General features: G+C 71.5%; 16 protein-coding genes and 1 pseudogene. 9 read left to right on the forward strand and 8 right to left on the reverse strand.

The window, feature by feature from the left end; genetic code table 11:
- Positions 1-258 precede the first annotated feature (258 nt).
- Positions 259-3,156, forward strand: coding sequence for a glycosyl hydrolase (locus KZ829_RS12515; RefSeq protein ID WP_220144042.1), 2,898 nt, complete (start codon positions 259-261; stop codon positions 3,154-3,156).
- 19 nt (positions 3,157-3,175) lie between these two features.
- Here KZ829_RS12515 and KZ829_RS12520 read toward each other — a convergent pair whose 3' ends face one another.
- From KZ829_RS12520 to KZ829_RS12530, 3 genes are all read right to left on the reverse strand, one after another.
- On the reverse strand, positions 3,176-4,345 hold the full coding sequence (locus KZ829_RS12520) for a GGDEF domain-containing protein (protein ID WP_220144043.1): 1,170 nt from the start codon (positions 4,343-4,345) through the stop codon (positions 3,176-3,178).
- A gap of 44 nt (positions 4,346-4,389) precedes the next feature.
- A complete protein-coding gene (locus KZ829_RS12525) occupies positions 4,390-5,724 on the reverse strand; it encodes an extracellular solute-binding protein (RefSeq protein WP_220144044.1) in 1,335 nt (444 codons plus the stop codon).
- Between the two features lie 139 nt (positions 5,725-5,863).
- The gene (locus tag KZ829_RS12530) at positions 5,864-7,366 is read right to left on the reverse strand and encodes a PP2C family protein-serine/threonine phosphatase (protein WP_220144045.1); all 1,503 of its coding nucleotides are present in this window, start codon (positions 7,364-7,366) and stop codon (positions 5,864-5,866) included.
- A gap of 48 nt (positions 7,367-7,414) precedes the next feature.
- On the opposite strand from KZ829_RS12530, the gene KZ829_RS12535 reads away from it, so the two are divergent.
- Positions 7,415-7,708, forward strand: a complete 294-nt coding sequence (locus KZ829_RS12535) for a ribosomal protein L7/L12 (RefSeq protein ID WP_220144046.1) — start codon at positions 7,415-7,417, stop codon at positions 7,706-7,708.
- A 1,242-nt stretch (positions 7,709-8,950) separates the two neighbouring features.
- On the opposite strand, the gene rho is transcribed toward KZ829_RS12535, so the two are convergent.
- The gene (rho, locus tag KZ829_RS12540; protein ID WP_220144047.1) at positions 8,951-10,030 is read right to left on the reverse strand and encodes a transcription termination factor Rho; all 1,080 of its coding nucleotides are present in this window, start codon (positions 10,028-10,030) and stop codon (positions 8,951-8,953) included.
- A gap of 183 nt (positions 10,031-10,213) precedes the next feature.
- On the opposite strand from rho, the pseudogene KZ829_RS42865 reads away from it, so the two are divergent.
- A pseudogene (locus tag KZ829_RS42865) lies at positions 10,214-10,427 on the forward strand (helix-turn-helix domain-containing protein); the annotation flags it as partial.
- 156 nt (positions 10,428-10,583) lie between these two features.
- Here KZ829_RS42865 and KZ829_RS12550 read toward each other — a convergent pair.
- The 3 genes from KZ829_RS12550 to KZ829_RS12560 are packed head-to-tail and all read right to left on the reverse strand — an operon-like array spanning position 10,584 to position 13,281.
- On the reverse strand, positions 10,584-11,438 hold the full coding sequence (locus tag KZ829_RS12550; RefSeq protein ID WP_246635544.1) for a L,D-transpeptidase: 855 nt from the start codon (positions 11,436-11,438) through the stop codon (positions 10,584-10,586).
- A gap of 41 nt (positions 11,439-11,479) precedes the next feature.
- Entirely contained in the window at positions 11,480-12,628 is a 1,149-nt protein-coding gene (locus tag KZ829_RS12555; RefSeq protein WP_220144049.1) for a sensor histidine kinase, read from the reverse strand.
- The gene (locus KZ829_RS12560; RefSeq protein WP_220144050.1) at positions 12,625-13,281 is read right to left on the reverse strand and encodes a response regulator transcription factor; all 657 of its coding nucleotides are present in this window, start codon (positions 13,279-13,281) and stop codon (positions 12,625-12,627) included. Before KZ829_RS12560 ends, KZ829_RS12555 begins: the two co-directional genes overlap by 4 nt.
- A 117-nt stretch (positions 13,282-13,398) precedes the next feature.
- Here KZ829_RS12560 and KZ829_RS12565 point away from each other — a divergent pair, with 117 nt between their 5' ends.
- The 5 genes from KZ829_RS12565 (at position 13,399) to KZ829_RS12585 (ending at position 17,803) form a co-directional block, all read left to right on the forward strand.
- On the forward strand, positions 13,399-13,851 hold the full coding sequence (locus KZ829_RS12565) for a beta/alpha barrel domain-containing protein (protein ID WP_220144051.1): 453 nt from the start codon (positions 13,399-13,401) through the stop codon (positions 13,849-13,851).
- Positions 13,848-14,906, forward strand: a complete 1,059-nt coding sequence (locus KZ829_RS12570) for a peptidoglycan-binding protein (protein ID WP_220144052.1) — start codon at positions 13,848-13,850, stop codon at positions 14,904-14,906. Before KZ829_RS12565 ends, KZ829_RS12570 begins: the two co-directional genes overlap by 4 nt.
- Positions 14,903-15,571 carry an ABC transporter ATP-binding protein gene (locus tag KZ829_RS12575; protein WP_220144053.1) on the forward strand — a complete coding sequence of 223 codons (669 nt, stop codon included), beginning with the start codon at positions 14,903-14,905 and terminating at the stop codon, positions 15,569-15,571. The genes KZ829_RS12570 and KZ829_RS12575 overlap by 4 nt, the downstream gene beginning before the upstream one ends.
- An 11-nt stretch (positions 15,572-15,582) precedes the next feature.
- Positions 15,583-16,758 carry an ABC transporter permease gene (locus tag KZ829_RS12580; protein ID WP_220144337.1) on the forward strand — a complete coding sequence of 392 codons (1,176 nt, stop codon included), beginning with the start codon at positions 15,583-15,585 and terminating at the stop codon, positions 16,756-16,758.
- A gap of 97 nt (positions 16,759-16,855) precedes the next feature.
- Entirely contained in the window at positions 16,856-17,803 is a 948-nt protein-coding gene (locus tag KZ829_RS12585; protein ID WP_281428114.1) for an S-4TM family putative pore-forming effector, read from the forward strand.
- Positions 17,804-17,945: 142 nt separating this feature from the next.
- On the opposite strand, the gene KZ829_RS12590 is transcribed toward KZ829_RS12585, so the two are convergent.
- Entirely contained in the window at positions 17,946-18,581 is a 636-nt protein-coding gene (locus tag KZ829_RS12590; RefSeq protein WP_220144055.1) for a TetR/AcrR family transcriptional regulator, read from the reverse strand.
- A 91-nt stretch (positions 18,582-18,672) separates the two neighbouring features.
- Between KZ829_RS12590 and KZ829_RS12595 the strand changes: the two genes are divergently transcribed.
- Positions 18,673-19,821 (forward strand): acyl-CoA dehydrogenase family protein, encoded by a 1,149-nt coding sequence (locus KZ829_RS12595; RefSeq protein ID WP_220144056.1) that lies wholly within the window; start codon positions 18,673-18,675, stop codon positions 19,819-19,821.
- The last annotated feature ends 13 nt before the right edge of the window (positions 19,822-19,834 follow it).

Raw genomic sequence — 19,834 nt, forward strand, 5'->3', positions numbered from 1 at the left:
ATCGAACTCCAAATACCAGGCCCGCGGCCCGAACATCGACCGGCGCACCTACCAAGCCACCATCGCCATCAACATCATCACCAACGGACCTTGACGAACCCGACGCTGGCCTAACTGAACGGCGTTGCGGCTAGATCTGGTCGAGGCTCGACCGCAAAAAGTCGGAAACATTGACGAAATCCATTGTACGCATTTACCGTCTGGGCCAGAGAGCGCTCTCACGGGCGGCTGCCACGGGTCGAATGCAGTGGAGGCGTGATGGGATCTGTCAGCGGCCGGGCCCTCGCACTGATCGCCGCCGCGGCTGTCGTGGCCGGATTCGGGGCGGTGGCGGTCAGCGGGACGGCGGACGCGGCCACCGTCGGCGCGGGCAGCTACACCGAGACCCTGCCGGCCGGCGCGAGTCTGCCCACCGGCTGCGGAGACCTGGCCACGAACCCCCGCCAGTTCATGACCGCCGGCGCGCCGGCCGGCCCGGTGCCGACCAACGACTGGTGGTCGTCGCTGGTCTACAAGAAGTTCGACTGCGCCTACAGCGAGAACCTGCACGCGCATCCGACGAGCTACGACACCACCGCGGGCGGGCTGGGCTTCTCCTACAACACCACGCCGCAGATCAGTGGCTCGTCCACCGGCGTCGGCGAGTACCACTACATCTACCAGGAGGATTTCACCGCCGGGGTGGCCGGGCTGAACGCCCCGCGGACCCTGGTCGACTCCTGGACCGACTGGACCGTCACGCCGTACTGGAGTGACGGCACCCGGACCATGAAGGCGACCATCGGGCACGGCCTGCCGTTCGCCTACTTCCAGATCACCGGCGGCAATGCCCAGATCACCGCGAAGAGCACCCCGGCCGTCTGGTCCAACAGTGGATCGCGGATCGGCTACTCGGTCGCCGGCAAGGACTACGTCGCGTACGCGCCGACCGGGGCCACCTGGTCGGTCAGCGGCACCGTCATCACCTCCACCCTGGCCGGCAAGGGCTACTTCTCCATCGCGGTGCTGCCGACCACGCCGGCCACCAGCGCCGCGGACAGGACCGCCCTGGCCGCCGGCTTCGGCACGTACGCGCACCACCACGTCACCGGCACCCAGGTCTCGTACGCCTACCACCAGGCCACCAGCCGGGTCACCACCACATACGCGTACACCACCACCGCGCGGGAGGGTTCCGGCGCCGGGACCGTCGTCGGCCTCTACCCGCACCAGTGGCGGGCGCTGACCGGCGCGACACCCCTCGCACAGACCTACGTCACCGCCCGCGGGGCCATGAAGCTGCTCGTCGGCGCCTCGTCGTACACCACCTCGGCGGTCTACCACGGAGTGCTGCCCGAGGTGCCCGCGGTCGCCGACAGCGGCGGGGCCGACCTGAGCACCCTCAACGCCTACCTCGACCAGGTCAAGGACAACCCGGTCAACGTGACGAGGAACGACACCTACTGGACCGGCAAGGCGCTCGGCATCGGCGCCCGGATCGCGGAGATCGCCGACCAGTTCGGCCGCACCGACGTACGGGACACCGCGCTGACGGCCATCCGGAGCAGGCTGACCGACTGGTTCACCGCCACCGCGGGCAAGACGGAGAAGCTGTTCTACTACGACCGCAACTGGGGCACGCTGATCGGCTACCCCGCCTCGTACGGCTCCGACGCGGAACTCAACGACCACCACTTCCACTACGGCTACTACATCGCCGCCGCCGCGACGCTGGCCAAGTTCGACCCGTCCTGGGCGGCGGGCTCCGGCTACGGCGGCATGGTGGACCTGCTGATCCGCGACGCCAACAACTACGACCGTGGCGACAACCGGTTCCCGTACCTCCGGGACTTCGACATCTACGCCGGGCACGACTGGGCGGCCGGGCACGGCGCCTTCTTCGCCGGCAACAACCAGGAGTCGTCGTCGGAGGGGATGAACTTCGCCAACGCGCTGATCCAGTGGGGGCAGGCGACCGGCGACACCGCGATCCGCGACGCCGGCATCTTCATCTGGACGACGCAGTCGGCCGCGATCAACGAGTACTGGTTCGACACCCGCGACGAGAACTTCCCGTCGGCGTTCGGCCACGGCACGGTCGGCATGGTCTGGGGCGACGGCGGCGCGTACGCCACCTGGTTCGCCTCGGCGCCCGAGCAGATCCACGGCATCAACATGCTGCCGGTCACCGGCGGGCACTTCTACCTGGGCGACGACCCGGCGTACGTCAGGCGCAACTACACCGAGATGGTCACCAACGCCGGGCACGAACCGGCGCTCTGGCAGGACATCGCCTGGCAGTACCTGGCGCTCGGCGACGGCGACGCGGCGCTGGCCAAGTTCCGGGCCGGCAGCGGCTACACCCCCGAGGAGGGTGAGACCAAGGCGCACACGTTCCACTGGATCCGCAACCTCGCCGCCCTGGGCACGACCGATCTCACCGTCACCGCCGACCACCCCCTCTACCGGGTGTTCAGCAGGAACGGCGCCCGGACGTACGTCGCGTCCAACATCACCGGCGCGCCGCTCACGGTGACCTTCTCGGACGGCAGGGTGCTGGCGGTGCCGGCCGGGCGGACGGTCGCCGGCGGCGCGGTGAACTGGTCCGGTGGCAACGCGACCGGCGGCGGCATCAACCCGACTCCCACCCCTACGACCCCCTCCGGCCCGACGCCGACGCCGACCACCCCCAGCCCGCCGGCCGGTGGGGGAGCGGTCCGGTACCTGCAAACCGGTGCCGTGCTGGCCGATGCCGCGGGTACGGCCGGCACCGCGACCGTGGCCAGGGCCTCGGGCGCCAACGACAACCAGCCGCACTCGCCGATCACGTTCACCGCGACCGGGCTGAACATGGCGTACCGTTCCGGCGCCGCGACCGCGTTCGGCATCTCGGTGGACGCCGGCACCTCGGTCGGCAACGCCACCCAGGTCCGTGTCTCGTACGACCTGACCGGCAACGGCAGCTTCGACCGGGTCGAGACGTTCCGCTACTTCGCCACCGATCCGGTCACCGGGTGGGAGCGGTACACCGGCGCCGTCGGTCAGGTCACCACCACGGGGACCTTCGGCGACCTGGCGAACGGCACGGTCAAGGTGGAGATCTGGAGTGCCATCGGCTCCGCGGCGAGCACGGTCTCGCTGGGCGAGCTCTCCACGGTGACCCTGCCGTATCAGTGAGCCGGCAACCTGGAGACTGTCAGGCTGACATCGGGGTGGACGGGACCGCCAGGTCCACACGATCGTGCCGCGGGTCCCGCATGGAATCGTCGAACACGGCGAACTGCCCCTTGCCGCGGTTCTTGGCCGCGTACATGGCCAGGTCGGCCTGGCGCAGCATGTCCGAGCGGTCCCGGTCCGGGGCCGCGCCCGCGATCCCCACGCTGCCGCGGGTGAGCACCCGCGTACCGCCGGCGTCGACAGGTTCGGCGAGCGCCGCGATGATCCGCTGCGCGAGACCGATCGCGGTGTCCACCCCACCGTCCTCGATCAAGATCGCGAATTCGTCCCCGCCGAGACGTGCCGGGGTGTCGCTATCCCGCAGGGATCCGCGCAGCCGTCGAGCCACCTCCACGAGCAGCGCATCGCCTGCCGCGTGGCCGAGGCTGTCGTTGACCCGTTTGAAGTCGTCGAGATCGATGAACATGACCGCCGGATCCCTGCCCGACCGCAGGGCCAGGTCCACACGTTCGGCGAAGAGCGAACGGTTGGGCAGGCCGGTGAGCGAGTCGTGCTCCGCCTGATGGCGAATCGCCTCGGCGTTCTGATTGGCCAGCACCAGCGCCGCGCGCTCCTGCCGCAGCAGTTCGGCGGTGGCGGTGGCGGCGGCGCGGTCCGCCCGCTCGAACCGGCGTAGCAGGGCGCCGATCATCAGGGCGGTTAGCGCCATCGTACAGACCAGAAGATAGTCGGCCGTGGCGGCCGCCCGCCGGCCGCCCGCGAGCGCGGTCTCCGACAACGCGGTGATCCGGGTGTTGAGCTGCTCGAACTTCGGGTCGGTCTCCTGCCATTCGACCTGGGCGGCGGCGGCGCTGTCGTCGACGACGAGCAGGGCCAACTGCTTGTCGAGCACGACGTGGTATTCGTCCACCAGCCGACTCAGTTCGAGACTGGTGGCGCCGGGCAGGACGACCGCGAGCCGTTCCAGGATCGCCCGTTCGCTTCCCCGGATGCCTCCCACCTCCCGGGCCACCTGGACCGGGGCATTGCCCGCGGCCAGCGTCTTCCATTGCAGGGAACTCTCCTCGTTGAGAAGCAGTCCGAGGCTGTGCAGTTGCGCCGCGACCTGGCTCTCGGTCGCGGCGCGCCGGTGGGAGACGATGTTGAGGTAGGTGACAAGTGCGAGGGCGATCACGACGGCCGTCAGCATCTTCCCCCACCGATGGTGTCGCCACCAGGCCAGGAAGCGGCGCATCACCGAGCCCGCATGATGGCGACACGGACGTTCTCATTGGCCGCGAGCAGCAACCGGCGAAGGTCGTCCGCGGGCATCGGCGTCCCCGACGTCATCACGAACTCCCACAACGTGCTGAAGTCCTTGGTCAGGGCTGCCTCGATGTCGCCCCACGCCGCGACGGCGGGGTACTGCCTGCCGAAGTTCTGCGCCTGCGCGAAGGCCCGGTAGACGGGGTCGGTGTCCAGCGCGGCAGCCCGCACCGTCTCCAGCCTGGCCGGCCAGATTCCCGCCGCCCGCACCGCGTACCGATCCTGGCTCTCCGTCCCGGTGAGGAACCGCACCCATTCCAGTGCCGCGGTGTGGTGTGCCGACCGGGCGAAGATCGCCAGGTCACTTCCCCCGAGGAAGGTGTACTGCCCCTGGGGCCCGGCCGGGAGCGGCGCGGTCGACCAGCCGGAGCGCAGGCCGGCCCGGTCCGTGCCGGTGCGGAACCTGGACACCGCGTCCGGACCCTGCATCAGGACCGCGGTCTCCCCGTCCGCGAACGCGGCCATGGCGGCATCGGTGTCCTTCGTCAGCAGGTCCCGCTTGTTGTAGTTGGCCATCAGGCGCTGGTAGTAGTCGACCCCCGCGAACACCTCCGGGGTGGACAACGCCGGCGTCGTGCCGTCGGCGGACAGCAGATCTCCACCGGCGCCCCAGATGAACGGGGTCACGTTGTGGACGACGTTCCAGTCGTTCTTGCCCGGCTGCCCGAGCGGTGCGACCTTGCCTTCGCGCTTGATCGCGGCGAGCGTCCGCTCCAGCGCGTTCCAGTCGGCGAACGCCTTCGCGGGATCCAGCCCCAGCCGGCGCAGCACGTCGGTGCGGTAGAACAATGCCCGGACGTCGACGAACCACGGCACGGCGGTCACGGCGCCGGTGCCGGCCGGCTTCGTCGACGTCCAGCTCGCCGGTACGAAGGCCGCCTGCCCACCCAAAGAGTGGATCTCGGCGTCGCTGTACGGTTGCAGTGCCCCGGACTTGGTCAGGTCACCCACCCAGGTCGTGCCGAGCTGTGCGACGTCGGGGGCATCGCCCCCGCCCACGGCGGTGCTGATCATGGTCAACGCGGCGGCCCAGTCCAGCATCCGCAGCCGCACCGTGATGTTGGGGTGCAGCCTGTGGAACTCCTCCGCCTCGGCCTTCATCGACTCCTCGGCGTTCACTCCGTTCGGCATGAACCAGAAGTTGATCGTCACCGGCGGTTCCGACGCGGCGTACGACAGCGCCGCCGCGGCCGGCGCGCTCTCCTTCGCGCACGCTGTGGTCCCCACCAGCGACAGCGGCAACACCAGGAGCGCGGCCGACACCGATCGCAGGCGCCGAGTCAAGCCTTTGGACGCGTTCACAACCACACCGCCAAAACATTGGATCACCGGGCGCTGAACCATCGGCGATCCCGTCCCCGGCTTTAGGCCGGTTCTCCACCGATCGTGATGCGGAGCGGGGCTAGCTCAGCACGCGGACGGCGAGGGTGCAGGTGTCGTCGTCCGGGCTCGGGGCGTAGAGCAGCCGGTGGAGGCGGGGCAGCGGCGCCGTGCCCGGGTCGGCGGAGACGGCCGACAGGTGGCCGCGGACCTCCCCGGAGCGGCCGTCGATGCCCAGATCGCGGCGCTCCACCAGACCGTCGGTGAAGAACACGACCAGGTCGCCCGGCTCCAACTCGGCGCTCACCTCAGGGAAGCTCGTCTCCGGCTCGGCGCCCAGCAGCAGACCCGGCGGACGGTCCAGCTCGTGGCTCGCGCCGGCCCTGCCGAGCAGCGGTGACAGGTGGCCGGCCCGGGCCCACGGCAGCGAGCGGGTTCGCGGGTCGTAGATCGCCACCAGCGCGGTGCCGGTGATGCCGAGCTGGGCGCACAGCCGGTTCATGTGCCGGAGCAGCTCGCCGGGCGCGTGGATGCCGATCGACAACCACGCCACCAGGGCGAACCGCAGATGCGCCATCCCGCTGGCCGCCTCCAGACCGTGCCCGGCCACGTCGCCGATGGCCAGCGCCACCCGGCCGTCCTCCAGGTTCTGTGCGTGGTACCAGTCGCCGCCCACCTGGACGGCGCTCTCGGCCGGCAGATAGCTGACCATCGCTTCCAGCCCGGCCAGTGTGAACGGCGCCGACGGCACCGGCTGGATCATGTTCTGCAACTGGCCGGCCAGACGGTGCTCGGCCAGCGCCGTCATCTCCCGGGTCCGCAACTTGTCGCTGAGCCGCTCGATCTCGGTCCGCGAGTCGACCCGCGCTGTCACGTCCTGCACCACGGCGTAGATCTTCACCGGCGCCCCGGCCGCGTCCCGGGCCACGTCGGACAGGATCCGCAGATGCTTGGCCTGCTCGCCGATCAGGAACCGGACGGTCACGTCGGAGGTGGCGCCGCTGTCCAGCGTCTGCCAGGCGGTCTCGGCGATGCCGCGGTCCTCCGGCAGCATGGCCCGCGCCTGATCGGTACGCGACAGCGGCCCGTCGGCCGGGCCCCGGCCGAAGATCCGGTACATCCCCGGGGACCAGTCGCTGCGGCCGGTGACCAGGTCGTACTCCGCCCAGCCGAGACTGCCCAGCACCTCGGTGTGCTCCAGCCGGCGCTGGTACTCGTCGACCCGCTGCCACCAGATCAGCAGCCCGCCCAGCACCCGGTAGACGCTGATCTCGAAGCGGGACTCGGCGACCGCGCCGGTGCGCGTCTCCTCGTGCCGGAACTCGTCCATCCGCCCCGGGACGCCGGTCTCCAGCACCTCGGTGTACAAATTCCACAACGGACCGCCGACCAGTGCCGGGTACAGCTCGCCGAGCAGACTGTCGACCCGCTGGGTGCCCCGGCCGAAGATGTCCCGGGTCCGGTCGCTGGTCGCCGCGATCCGGAAATCCCGCAGCTCACCGGAGGACCCGCGAACGGGCACGACCCAGGTGCAGCCCACCGGAATCGCGGCGAGCAACTCCCGCACCACGGACTCGTCCGCCATCCGAGCAGCCTATCGGTGCGAAGGGCGGTCGGGTGCCACCATCCTGCTGTGGACGTACTTCTTCTCCTGATGCCGTTTGTCCTGATCCTCTTCGTTCTCGTGGGCGCCCAACTCGGCAACGCCTCGCGGGACCGTGCCCGGACAGGCGCCCGCCTCGCCGCCGTCGAACGCAAACTCGACCTGCTGCTCGCGCACCTGAGCGTGGCCGATCCCGAGTCCGCCCACCCCGACGTCCTGGACCATCTCCGCAACGGCCGCAAGATTCAGGCGATCAAGGCCTATCGCGAGCACACCGGCGCCACGCTCGCCGACGCGAAGGCGGCCATCGATCGCATGACCTGAACCCGTTCCTTGTACGGTGTTCCCCGTCCCCAGCAACGGCGGCCGCTTTGCGGCACCCCGCGAGCACCTGCCACGCAAGCCTGTGCCGCGACCGCCGGGCTGAGCTCGGTTGGACACCCCCGCATGTGCCGCCACTCGCTCCGGGTGGGTTGTCGCGGCGGCGCTTCCCAGGAAACGGGGGCGCCGCTCCCGGCCGTCACGCCGCTCCCGCCAGGCGGGTGGTGGCGCTCGATGCCGGTCGCGCCACGGGAAACCCGCTGGGAGTCACTAACCGTGACCGCAATCTTGGGTACCTGAGGGTGCGTGGCACATCCGTGCTGTTCCGGAGTCTCTTCCTCGGTTGTCGCCGGGGTGGATGTCAAGTCGTCCGTTCGCGTGTTTCCCGCCTTCGCCGCGAGGTTTAGCCGGTCACCGCCAACCGTTCAAGCCACCCGCAGGTATCGATGTGGATCTTGGGTGATCGTCACCGAACGCGCGATCTTGCGCCATGGTGGTCATCCGGATGTATCCGATCACCCAAGGTCTTCCAGCGGAAATGGATCATGGGCGATGATCGACCGCCGGACAACAACCAGGAATCAAGATCGGCCCGACAGCCACCATCACCCAAGATCGCCGGTGAGCCGGGGTGACGCCACAGCCATCCGAATGCGCGACTCGACATCGCGGCCACCCACAACCGAGAAACAGGCTCTCCGGCGCCCTCGGCCCTCCACAAGAACCGGTAAACGAAGTTCCGGCCGGCCGGGCTTTCGACGGTGAAAGCACACAAACGCCGCCACGTGAGCGGCCGTCGCGGCGATAGGCCACGTCGGCGACCACGACACCGCCACCGTGCGCGCCCACCCTCGCGAAAGCGCGCCCACCCACCCCGGGCGACCGGCGCAACGGCAGAAAGCGGGCAGCTCTCGTGCCTGGGAAGCAAGGCCGTGACCACTCGCTGAGGGTGACCGGCGCGGAGGGGAGTGGGTACTCCGGTGTCTGGGAAGCAAGGCCGTGACCACTCGCTGAGGGTGACCGGCGCGGACGGGAGTGGGCAACCCCGATGCCTGCGAGCGAGAGGACGACCACCGCTCAGGGTGACCGAAAGGCTGGGCGGGTGAGGCCATCGCGCGGCCGTGACCGGCGGGGGACACCAGTGGCGGCGACGGGGCCGGCCCGCCTGGGCACCGATCTCAGCCCGGCGGGCGCGGCACGGTCTGGACGGCGCAGTGGGCTCGCGGGGAGCGGGCGGGACTCGGCTCACCCGTACGATGAAGAGATCTTGTGAAGGAAGACCGCGTTGCTGGGCGTCGCGCGAAGCTGTTCGAGCAGCTGGGCCATTTTTTCGCGGCCGGACAGGGCGCGGCGCAGGCGGGCGGTGGCGGCGAGTTCGTCCGGGTGCAGGAGCAGCTCGTCGTGGCGGGTGCCGGAGGCGGGCACGTCCACGGCCGGGAAGACGCGGGCCTCGGCGAGTGAGCGGTCCAGCTTGAGTTCGGCGTTGCCGGTGCTCTTGAACTCCTCGAAGATCACGCCGTCCATGGCCGAGCCGTTCTCCACCAGGGCGGTCGCGATGATCGTGACCGAACCGCCGCCCTCGAAGGCGCGTGCCGCACCCAGCAGGCGTTTCGGCGGATGCAGGGCGGAGGTGTCCAGGCCGCCGGTGAGAGTGCGGCCGCGGGCCGGCGCCAGCAGGTTGTGGGCGCGCGCCAGGCGGGTGATCGAGTCGAGCAGCAGGACGACGTCCTCACCCTGTTCGGCCAGGCGTTTGGCGCGTTCGGCGGCGAGTTCGGCGATGCGGGCGTGCTCGTGCGGCGGGCGGTCGAAGGTCGCGGCGATCACCTCGCCCTTCACCGAGCGGCGCATGTCGGTCACCTCCTCGGGACGCTCGTCGATCAACAGGACCATGAGGTGGCATTCGGGATGGTTGCGGGCGATCGCCTTGGCCGTCTCGTGCAGGATCGTGGTCTTGCCGGCCATCGGCGGGGCGACGATCAGGGCGCGCTGGCCCTTGCCGATCGGCATGAACAGGTCGATGACGCGGGTGGTCAGCAGGTGCGGTTCGGTCTCCAGGCGCAACCGCTCGTGCGGGTGCAGCGAAGTGCGCTGGTAGAAGTCGGGCCGGGGTCCGGGCGGGCGGCCGTTGACCGCGGTGAGCTGGAGTTTCGCGGGCCGGCCGAGGGCCTGGCCGGTGATGTGGTCGCCGCGGCGCAGATGCAGGCGGCGCATCTCGGACGTGGCGATCGGCAGGTCGGTGGGGGACGGCGCGTAGCCGTCGGTACGGATCCAGGGGCGGTCGTCGACGAGGTCGACGAGACCGTCCACGGGGACGGGACCGGTCATGGTGGTGACTCGTTTCGAGAATGCGCGCCGACGGCGCGGAAAGCCGGTGAACGGCTCGGGGAGGTGGATCAGCGGGGGCGATGAGAAACGCCTGCATCCGGGATCCGGTTGGGCCTACCGTAGCACCGCCGGGCGCGCCGGGCCATGATGGCAGCGGACGAGTCGGCGGAGGGGAGACGGGGCATGCCACTGTTGCGGCGGGTCATCGGGGCGGTGCTGCGGCGCATCCGGCTGGGTCAGGGCCGGACGTTGCGGGAGGTGGCCGCGGCGGCCGGGGTGTCGCTGCCGTACCTCTCCGAAGTGGAGCGCGGCACCAAGGAGGCGTCGTCGGAGGTGCTCGCGGCGATCTGCCGGGCGCTCGGCCTGCCGATGCCGGATCTGCTCGACGAGGTGCGCCGGGAGATGCTGCGCGAGGCGGCGCCGGCTTCGCCTCGTGCGGTGGCGCCCGCGCACGCGTCGAAGATGGTCACCCGGTTGGCGGTGAACCGGGGCGGCGGTGGGCCGCGGTGTTCGGTGGGCCGGTGGATGCGCTGCGCCTCGGTGGCGCAGCCGGTCAGGCTGTGACCACGACCGGGGTGCCCGGGTCCAGCTGAGCGAGCAGTTTCCGCTGGACCGCGGCCGGCGTGCGGACGCAGCCGTTGGAGACGTCCTTACCGAAGACCGAGCTGTTCGTCCACGCGTGGATGCCGGTGTGCGCCTTCCGCAGGCTGGCCGCCATCTTCTCCGGCTCCTCCGGGACCGAACCGAGCACCAGCGCGTCCAGCCCGGCGTAGACGCTGCCGGACGTGCCGGTGCGGCCCATCACGAAGGTGCGGCCGAGCGGTGTGGGGGTGGCGTCGGTGCCGATCGCCACGGTCCAGTGGGCCTGCTCGGCGCCCGCGCGCAGCCAGGTGAGGCGGCGTTCGCCGAGGTCGACGACGAGCTGGTCGCGCAGCGGCTCGGACTGCCAGCCGGCCTCCGGCACCCAGCCGACGGTGCGGTTGGCGGCCGGGACGAGCACGGCGGCCCAGCCGTTCTGCCGGGCGACGATCGGGGCGACGACCGGCAGGCCGCTGATCCGGGGCGGCAGCCAGGCGCGGGGGCGGCCGCCGGGGGCGTCGTACAGCGCCATCCTGGTCCGCGGGCGCAGCGCCTCGGTGAGGGCGGTCACCGACTCCGGGTCGGGGTCGGTGGGCAGGCCGCGCGGGCCTTCCGCGTAGGCGATCACCGGCAGGCCGTCCGGCGGCTCGGGGGCGGCCGGCACGGTCGGCGTGGTGGCGCTCGGCACGGTGGCGGCCGATGGCGGGGCGCTGAACGTGGCGGGGTCCGGCTCGTTTCCGCGGGCCAGCCCGACCGCCACGACCAGCGCCATGATCAGGGTGGCCGCCGTCAGCAGCAGGAGGTTGACGCGGGTCCGGCTGGTCGGCATCCGCCCAGGGTAACGTTGTCCCGTTAGAGGTAATTACCGCCCTATCCGCCCGCGACCGGCAGTGTGACCGTGACGACCAGGCCACCGCCGTCGCGCGGCCGGGCGGTGACCGTGCCGCCGTGCGCGTGCGCGACCGACCGGACGATCGACAGGCCCAGCCCGGAGCCCTTGGCCGAGGTGATGCGGTCCCCGTCGAGACGGCGGAAGGGCTCGAACAGGGTCGGCAGGTCGTAGGGCGGCACGACCGGCCCACTGTTGCCGACCGTGATCGACGGGCCGGGGCCGCTCTCCACCCGCACCCAGCCGCCGGGGCCGGTGTTGTGCCGGATGCCGTTCTCCACCAGGTTGCGGGTCATCTGTTCGAGCAGCAGGCCGTCCCCGACGGCCGGGGCCGGCCCGGCCACCACGGTGACCTTGACGTCGGCGGTGGCGGCCTCGGCGGCGGTCTGCTCGGCCACGTGCACGACCACGTCGGCCAGGTCGACCGGGGAGTGGTCGGCGAGTTCCTGTTCGGACCGGGCGAGCAGCAGCAGCCCCTCGATCAGCCGCTCGTGCCGGGAGTTGATCTTCAGTAGGTCCTCGCCGAGGCGCAGCACGTCGGGGGAGGCGGTCCGGCGGTGCATGGCCAGCTCGACCAGGGCCCGGTTCAGGGTGAGCGGGGTCCGCAGCTCGTGCGACGCGTTCGCCACGAACCGCCGCTGCGTGTCGAAGGTGTGCTCCAGCCGCTCCACCATGCTGTCGAACGTGTCGGCCAGTTCCTTCACCTCGTCGTCCGGGCCGTGCAGGTCGATCCGCTGGTGCAGGCCGCGCTCGCTGGCCGGGGCGGCGGCGATCCGGCGGGCCGTCGCGGTGACCCGGTGCAGCGGGCTCAGCATTCGGCCGGTCAGCGCCCACGCGGACGCGAACGCGACCACCGCGACCAGGACGAACGCCACCACCTCCATCTGCAGCAGCGAGCGGCTCACCTCGGCGGCCTGCGCCTCCATGAACCGGTCGGCGGCCTCACCGGTGAGCGTGACGTCGTTGACGTGCAGGATCCTCTTCAGCTCCCGGTCGCCGCTCGGCGGGATCAGCGAGAGCGGCAGCTTCTGGCGGAACAGCAGATAGGTGATGCCGAGCAGCACCACCCCGGCGATCATGAAGAAGCCGAAGTAGACCAGGGTCAGCCGGAGCCGCAGCGTCGGTCTCATGAGATCCGGTACCCGACGCCGGGCAGGGTCTCGATCACCTGCGGGTCGCCCAGTTTGCGGCGCAGCTTGAGGATGGCGAGCCGGACCGCGCCGGTGAACGGGTCGGCGTTCTCGTCCCAGGCCTTCTCCAGCAGATGCTCGGCGGAGACCACCGCCCCGTCCGCGCGCAGCAGCTCGAACAGCACGGCGAACTCCTTCTTCGACAGCGAGACGTACCGGCCGTCCCGGGTGACCTCGCGGCGGGCCGGGTCCAGGGTGATGCCGGCCCGGCGCAGTGCCGGCGGGCTGCCCGGCCGGGTGCGGCGGCCCAGCGCGAGCACCCGGGCGGCCAGCTCCGGCATGGCGAACGGCTTGGTCAGGTAGTCGTCGGCGCCCAGCGACAGCCCGCCCACCCGGTCGGTGACCTCGGCGGCCGCGGTCAGCATCAGGATCCGGGGCTCGGCGCCGGCCGACACCATCCGGCGGCAGACCTCGTCGCCGTGCACCCGGGGCAGGTCGCGGTCCAGGATCACCACGTCGTAGTCGTTGACGTCGACGCGCTCCAGGGCGGCCGCGCCGTCGCCGGCCACGTCGACCGCGTGGGTCTCCTCCCGCAGCCACTCGGCGATCGCGTCCGCCAGCAGCTGCTCGTCCTCCACCACCAGGATCCGCATGCGCCCGATGCTGCCACCAGCCGCGTTTCCGCGCTGTTGGCATTTCGGCAAACGCTCCGGAAACGGCACGCCGCGTTGCATCGGGGGCCCGAGTTCCCTTGCGAAGGAGAAGAGATCATGCGGTTGGCAATCGTGGGTGTTTCACTCGCCCTTCTGCTCGGCGGCTGCGCCGGCGGAGAGAAGCCGTCGACGGCGCCGTCCCTGGACCCGCACGCCCGTAACCTCAGGTTCGCCGAGTGCCTGCGGGAGCAGGGCCTGGACGTGCCCGACCCGGAGCCGGGCAAGGGCATGATGCTCAAGTTCGGGCCGGGCAGCGACCAGCGGAAGGTGCAGGCCGCCATGGAGGCCTGCCGGGAGTGGGCGCCGTCCGGGATGACCGGCGGAGGTGCGGCGGACCCGGAGCGTGACGAGCGGCTGCGCAAGCAGTCCCAGTGCATGCGCGACAACGGGGTCGAGGCCTTCCCCGACCCGGAGAACGGCCAGATCCGCATCGACGCCAGCGCCGGCGAGGACCCCGACTTCGAGGCCGCCGAGAAGGCGTGCGCGTCGATCATGCAGGGCAGCCGATGAGCGGCCGCATCCTCAAGGTCGTCGCCGGGGTGGTGGTGATCGCCTCGGCGGGGACGGCCGCGGTGCTGGTGGCCCGCCCCGAGGCGGGCGCCGGTTCCGGCACGGAGAACCGGCTTCCGCCGGCCGGCGCCACGGTCAGCCGGCAGACGTTGCGCGAGTCGGTGGAGGCCGACGGGGAGCTGGGGTACGGGCCGGCGCGCACCGCCGCGGCCCGGCGGAACGGGACCGTCACCTGGCTGCCGGACAGCGGCGCGACGGTGACCCGCGGGAAGCCGCTCCACCGCATCGACGACGATCCGGCGGTGCTGATGTACGGCACGACTCCCGCGTACCGGTCGTTGTCTCCCGGCGCGGAGGGCCGGGACGTCGCTCAGCTGGAACGCAACCTGGCCGCCCTCGGCTACGACGGCTTCACCGTCGACGACGAGTACACGAGCTCGACGGCGAGCGCGGTCGAACAGTGGCAGGAGGACAACGGCCTGCCGGAGACCGGGGTGGTCGCGCTCGGCCAGGTGGTCTTCGCCTCCGGCGCGGTCCGGGTGGACTCCCTGATCGCCGAGGTCGACCAGGCCGTCGGGCCGGGCCGGGACCTGCTCACCTGGACCCGCACCGGCAAGGTGATCACGGTACGCCTGGACGTGTCCGACGCCGGCGTGGCGAAGGTGGGCGCGGCCGCCGAGGTCACCCTGCCCGGTGGCAGGACCGCGGCCGGGAGGGTCACCGAGACGGCCACCGTCATCGAGCCCGCCGAGAAGGCCGGCGACGACCCCACCACCGAGGCCGAGGTACAGGTGACCCTCACCGACGCCGAGGTGGCCGAGGGACTCGGGTCGGCGGCCGTGGACGTCATGTTCACCGCCGCCGAGCGCCGGGACGTGCTGACCGTGCCGGTGGCGGCGCTGCTCGCGGCGCCGGGCGGCGGCTTCCTGGTCGAGGTGGTCGACGGCGCCGCGGTACGCCGGGTGCCGGTGCGGACCGGACTGTTCGCCGACGGCCGGGTCGAGGTCACCGCGGACGGGCTGGCCGAGGGCATGACCGTGGGGGTGCCCGGATGATCGAGCTGATCGAGGTGTCCAAGACCTATCCGGGCGGGGTGACCGCGCTGGACCGGGTGACCGCCCGCGTCGAGCCGGGTGAGCTGGTGGCCGTGGTCGGCCCGTCCGGCTCCGGCAAGTCCACCGTGCTCCACCTGATCGGCACCCTGGACCGGCCCAGCTCCGGCACGGTCCGCATCGACGGGCACGACGTGGCGGGACTGTCCGACCGGCGGCTGTCGGCGTTGCGGGCCACCCGCATCGGGTTCGTCTTCCAGCAGTTCCACCTGGCGGCCGGGACCAGCGCGCTGGACAACGTCGCGGACGGTCTGCTCTACCAGGGGATCCGGCGCGCGGAGCGGCGGAGCCGGGCGGCCGAGGCCCTGGACCGGGTCGGCCTCGGCCATCGGCTGCGCCACGATCCGCACGAACTGTCCGGCGGGGAGAGACAGCGGGTGGCGATCGCCCGCGCGGTCGTCGGCCGGCCGCCGCTGCTGCTTGCCGACGAGCCGACCGGGGCGCTCGACTCCCGCTCCGGGGAGGGCGTCATGGAGCTGCTCACCGAACTGAACGAGGCCGGCACCACGGTCGTGATCATCACGCACGACCGGGAGATCGCCGCGTCGCTGCCCCGCCAGATCCGGATGCGTGACGGCCGGGTCCTCGCCGAGCGGGTGGCGGCGTGAGGCCGGCCCGGATGCCGTTCGCCGACGTGGTCCGGGTCGGCGGGGTGGGCCTGCGGACCCGGCCGATGCGGGCGTTCCTGTCCGCGCTGGGCATCGCCATCGGCATCGCCGCGATGGTCGCGGTGGTCGGGATCTCCTCGTCGTCGGGCGCCGAGCTCGACCGCACCCTGTCCGCGCTCGGCACCAACCTGCTGACCGTCCAGCCCGGCAACACCATCCTCGGCGAGGAGGCGGAACTGCCGCTGGAGGCGGAGCCGATGATCGAGCGGGTGGACGGGGTGGAGCGGTCGTCCGCCATCGGGCGGGTCGACGGCGCCAAGGTCTACCGGTCGGCGGAGATCCCGGAGGCGCAGACCAACGGCCTGGTGGCCTACGCGGCCCGGGAGAGCCTGCCCGGCACGGTCGGCGCGACCCTGCACGACGGGGTCTGGCTGAACGCGGCGACCGGCGGCCACCCGGCCGTGGTGCTCGGCGCGGACGCGGCCCGGCGGCTCGGCATCGGCGCGGCCGGACCGGACACCCAGATCCTCGTCGGTGGCGTCCGGTGCACCGTGATCGGCATCCTGGACCCGGTGCCGCTCGCCGCCGAACTGGACAGCGCCGCCCTGCTCGGCTGGCCGGCCGCGATCCGGTGGCTGGACTTCGACGAGCACGCCACCACGGTGTACACCCGGTCGGTGGAGAGCCGCCTGGAAGCGGTGCGCGAACTGCTCCCGGCGACCGCGAACCCGGCCGCCCCCAACGAGGTGAGCGTGTCCCGGCCGTCCGACGCGCTGGCCGCCAAGCAGGCCACCAACCAGGCGTTCGCCGGGCTGCTGCTCGGCGTCGGGGCGGTGGCGCTGCTGGTCGGCGGGGTCGGGGTGGCCAACACGATGGTCATCTCGGTGCTGGAGCGTCGCCCGGAGATCGGCCTGCGGCGGGCGCTGGGCGCCACCCGTGGGCAGGTGCGGGTCCAGTTCCTGGCGGAGTCGCTGCTGCTGTCGGCGCTCGGCGGGGCGGGTGGCGTGCTGTTGGGGGTCACCGTGACTGTCGGTTACGCGGCGTACGAGCAGTGGCCCTGGGTGATTCCGGAGTGGGTGCTCGCCGGAGGACTGGCCGCAACCCTCCTCATCGGCGGGCTGGCAGGGCTCTACCCGGCGGTACGCGCCGCTCGGCTCTCCCCGACGGCGGCCCTCCAATCGCCTTAAACCTTACCGCCATCTGGAGATATAGAAGAACATGTCTGCTAAACGGAGCTAATCTTGGCGGTATCCGATGTGATCCGTGGTGCAGGCGGTGGCGCGCATGTCCGAGCGGAGATCTGTGGTGCGGCAGCGCCAGCTGGAGCCGACGCTCTGTCACCTTCTTCGAGCGATGACGGTGTCGCACGCCCGGGTGCGCCGCCTCGCCGCGTTACGGATCGCCATCTCGGTCACGCTCGCCGCGATCGGGCTCGGCACGGTCTTCGCCGGGTCGCTGAACTCGACGCCGTTCATCCGCTCGCTGAGCATCGTGGTGACCGTGGCCGGGGCGCTGTGGGCGCTGGTCTACTCGTTCGGGCTGGCGTCCTGGGCGAACCAGGAACTGCGCCGCGCCGCGCTGCTCCAGGAGGCCTTCGAGGTGCGGCTGTTCCACCTGCGGTGGAACCACGTGCTGGCCGCCGACGAGGTGCCGGCCGAGGACGTGCACAAGTTGAGCAGCCGGTTCCGCGGTTCGGAGACCTCGCTGCGGGCGTCGTACGCGATGCCGAACCTGCCGTCCCCGTTCGACGTGCTGATCCGCCAGCAGCTCAACCTCGCCTGGGGCGGCCGGGTCCGCCGCCGGTACGCCAAGGCCGTCCTGGTCGGGCTGCTCGCCTGGGGCGCGGTGGGCCTGCTCACGGCGATGGTCCGCGGCTCGACGGTCACCGACTTCGTGGTCCAGTGGTGCGTCCCGTCGCTGGGCATGCTGATGCTCGGCTGGGACACGTTCCGTGAGCAGCGCGGCATCTACGACGAACGGCGGCGGGTGGCCCGCTGGTCCCGGGGCCGCTGCCTGCAGAGCGCGGCGGCGGCCCAGGACCCGGTGGTGGCCCAGGACCTGTGGCTGCTGGCCCGGCAGGTGCAGGACCAGCTCTTCCTGGCCCGGCGGCGGGCGCCCCGCGTGCCGTCGTGGTTCTTCCACCGCTACTTCGTCCAGGACAGCAGCGACTTCACGGCCGGTCTGGCCGAGACGCGCCGCGATCTGCTGAACGCCGGCCTGCGCCGCTCGTGATCACCTTCGGGCGGGCCCCCCCCGCACACACCGGGCGCGACGGGGGGCCGGCCCCCGCGGGGGCGGGGGCCCGCGACGCGCCGCGATGTGCTGACCGCGGGCCGGCGCCGAGTGTGAACCCCTTCGGCCGGCCACCCCTGTCTCAGCGCTGAGACAGGGGTGGCCGGCCGAGGCGGGCGGCGAGGCCGTCGACGAACATCAGCAGGGCGAACTCGAAGCTGTCCCGGTCGACCGCGTCGGCGTGCTCGCGCAGCCGGTGGGCGTCGCCGAGGGACGGGTAACGATCCAGGTAGACCTGCACGTCATCGACGAACCCGCGGGAGAAGGAACCCATCGCCGCGCCGAGGACCAGGTATTTCGTGGAGGCGCCGATCATCGTGGCCTCCCGTGGCGGCCAGCCGGCGGCGACCAGGCCGCCGTGGATGGCGTCGGCGCGGCGCAGGGAGGCGTCACGCTGGCCGGGGCCGCGGGCCAGGAACGGGACGATGTTGGGGTGCTCGGCGAGCGCCGCCCGGTAGGAGCGGGCCCAGGTGAGCAGGCCCTCCCGCCAGCCGTGGGTGAAGGCGGTGACGTCGACCTTCTCCATGATCTCGCTGGCCACGTCGTCGAGCAGCTGCTCCTTGGTGGGGTAGTGGAAGTACAGCGCGGGGGCGCTCACCCCGAGGGCGGCCGCCAGCTTGCGCATGCTCAGCCCGTCCAGCCCCTCCCGGTCGATGATCTCCAGGGTGGAGGTGCGGATGCCGGCCTGGCTCAGCAGTGGCGTCGTCGGCCGGGGCATGCGTCCTCCCGAGGGGCTTGGTTCAACTAACGGTGTTAAGTTAGCATGGCCCGAGAAACCTGACAGTGTTCAGTAAATCCAGGGAGTCGCCGTGGATCTCAGCCTGACGGCGGAGCAGCAGCAGTTCCGTGACCTCGCCCGCGAGTGGGTCGACCGGGAGGTCGTGCCGCACGCGGCAGAGTGGGACCGCGCCGAGCAGGTCGACACGAAGATCGTCGGCAAACTCGCCGACCTGGGCTTTCTCGGCCTCGGGATCGACGAGGAGCTGGGCGGCTCGGGTGGGGATTTCCTCACCTACGCCCTCATGATGGAGGAGCTCGGGCGCGGCGACACCTCGGTGCGCGGCATCGTCTCGGTGTCGCTCGGGCTGGTCGCCAAGAGCATTCAGGCGTACGGCGTGGAAGCGCAGAAGACACGCTGGCTGCCGGCCCTGTGCTCGGGGGAGATGCTCGGCTGCTTCGGCCTCACCGAGCCGGGCACCGGCTCGGACGCCGGCTCGCTGATCACCAGGGCGGTCCGCGACGGCGACGACTGGGTGATCTCCGGCGAGAAGATCTTCATCACCAACGGCACCTGGGCCGGAGTCGCGTTGATCTTCGCGCGCACCGGGGGGCCGGGCCCGAAGGGCATCACGGCCTTCCTGGTGCCGACGGATGCAGACGGATTCGTCCGGAGTGAGATCAAGGGCAAGCTCGGCCTGCGCGGCCAGGCGACCGCGTCGATCAGCCTCGACGAGGTCAGAGTGGGTGACGACGCCCGTCTCGGCGCCGAGGGCGACGGTTTCAAGATCGCGATGACCGCGCTGGACAAGGGCCGGATCGCGGTGGCCTCGGGCTCGGTCGGCCTGGCCCGCGGCTGTCTCGAGGCTTCGATCGCGTACGCGAAGGACCGCACCCAGTTCGGCAAACCGATCGGCGGCTACCAGCTGGTCCAGGAGATGATCGCCGACATGGCGGTCGAGACCGACGCCGCCCGCCTGCTCGTCTGGCGCGCCGCCGGCCTGGTCGACCGGGGCCTGCCGTTCCGGACCGAGGCGTCGATGGCCAAGCTGTTCGCCACCGAGAGCGCCGTCAAGGCCGCCAACCAGGCCATCCAGATCTTCGGAGGGTATGGCTACGTCGACGAGTTCCCGGTCGGCAAGGCCATGCGGGACGCCCGCGTCACCACCCTCTACGAGGGCACCAGCCAGATCCAGAAACTGCTCATCGGCCGTGCGCTGACCGGGATCAGCGCGTTCTGAGACAGGGGATTCG

Origin of the sequence: Actinoplanes hulinensis (assembly GCF_019429605.1) — a bacterium.
In the GTDB taxonomy this organism is placed as follows: domain Bacteria; phylum Actinomycetota; class Actinomycetes; order Mycobacteriales; family Micromonosporaceae; genus Actinoplanes; species Actinoplanes campanulatus.

Bases quoted from the DNA above. Each gene is read 5' to 3' on its own strand.
- KZ829_RS12515 (WP_220144042.1), top strand. From the start codon at position 259: ATGGGATCTGTCAGCGGCCGGGCCCTCGCACTGATCGCCGCCGCGGCT.
- KZ829_RS12520 (WP_220144043.1), bottom strand. From the start codon at position 4,345: ATGCTGACGGCCGTCGTGATCGCCCTCGCACTTGTCACCTACCTCAAC.
- KZ829_RS12530 (WP_220144045.1), bottom strand. From the start codon at position 7,366: ATGGCGGACGAGTCCGTGGTGCGGGAGTTGCTCGCCGCGATTCCGGTG.
- rho (WP_220144047.1), bottom strand. From the start codon at position 10,030: ATGACCGGTCCCGTCCCCGTGGACGGTCTCGTCGACCTCGTCGACGAC.
- KZ829_RS12550 (WP_246635544.1), bottom strand. From the start codon at position 11,438: ATGCCGACCAGCCGGACCCGCGTCAACCTCCTGCTGCTGACGGCGGCC.
- KZ829_RS12555 (WP_220144049.1), bottom strand. From the start codon at position 12,628: ATGAGACCGACGCTGCGGCTCCGGCTGACCCTGGTCTACTTCGGCTTC.
- KZ829_RS12560 (WP_220144050.1), bottom strand. From the start codon at position 13,281: ATGCGGATCCTGGTGGTGGAGGACGAGCAGCTGCTGGCGGACGCGATC.
- KZ829_RS12565 (WP_220144051.1), top strand. From the start codon at position 13,399: ATGCGGTTGGCAATCGTGGGTGTTTCACTCGCCCTTCTGCTCGGCGGC.
- KZ829_RS12570 (WP_220144052.1), top strand. From the start codon at position 13,848: ATGAGCGGCCGCATCCTCAAGGTCGTCGCCGGGGTGGTGGTGATCGCC.
- KZ829_RS12575 (WP_220144053.1), top strand. From the start codon at position 14,903: ATGATCGAGCTGATCGAGGTGTCCAAGACCTATCCGGGCGGGGTGACC.
- KZ829_RS12580 (WP_220144337.1), top strand. From the start codon at position 15,583: ATGCCGTTCGCCGACGTGGTCCGGGTCGGCGGGGTGGGCCTGCGGACC.
- KZ829_RS12585 (WP_281428114.1), top strand. From the start codon at position 16,856: ATGTCCGAGCGGAGATCTGTGGTGCGGCAGCGCCAGCTGGAGCCGACG.
- KZ829_RS12590 (WP_220144055.1), bottom strand. From the start codon at position 18,581: ATGCCCCGGCCGACGACGCCACTGCTGAGCCAGGCCGGCATCCGCACC.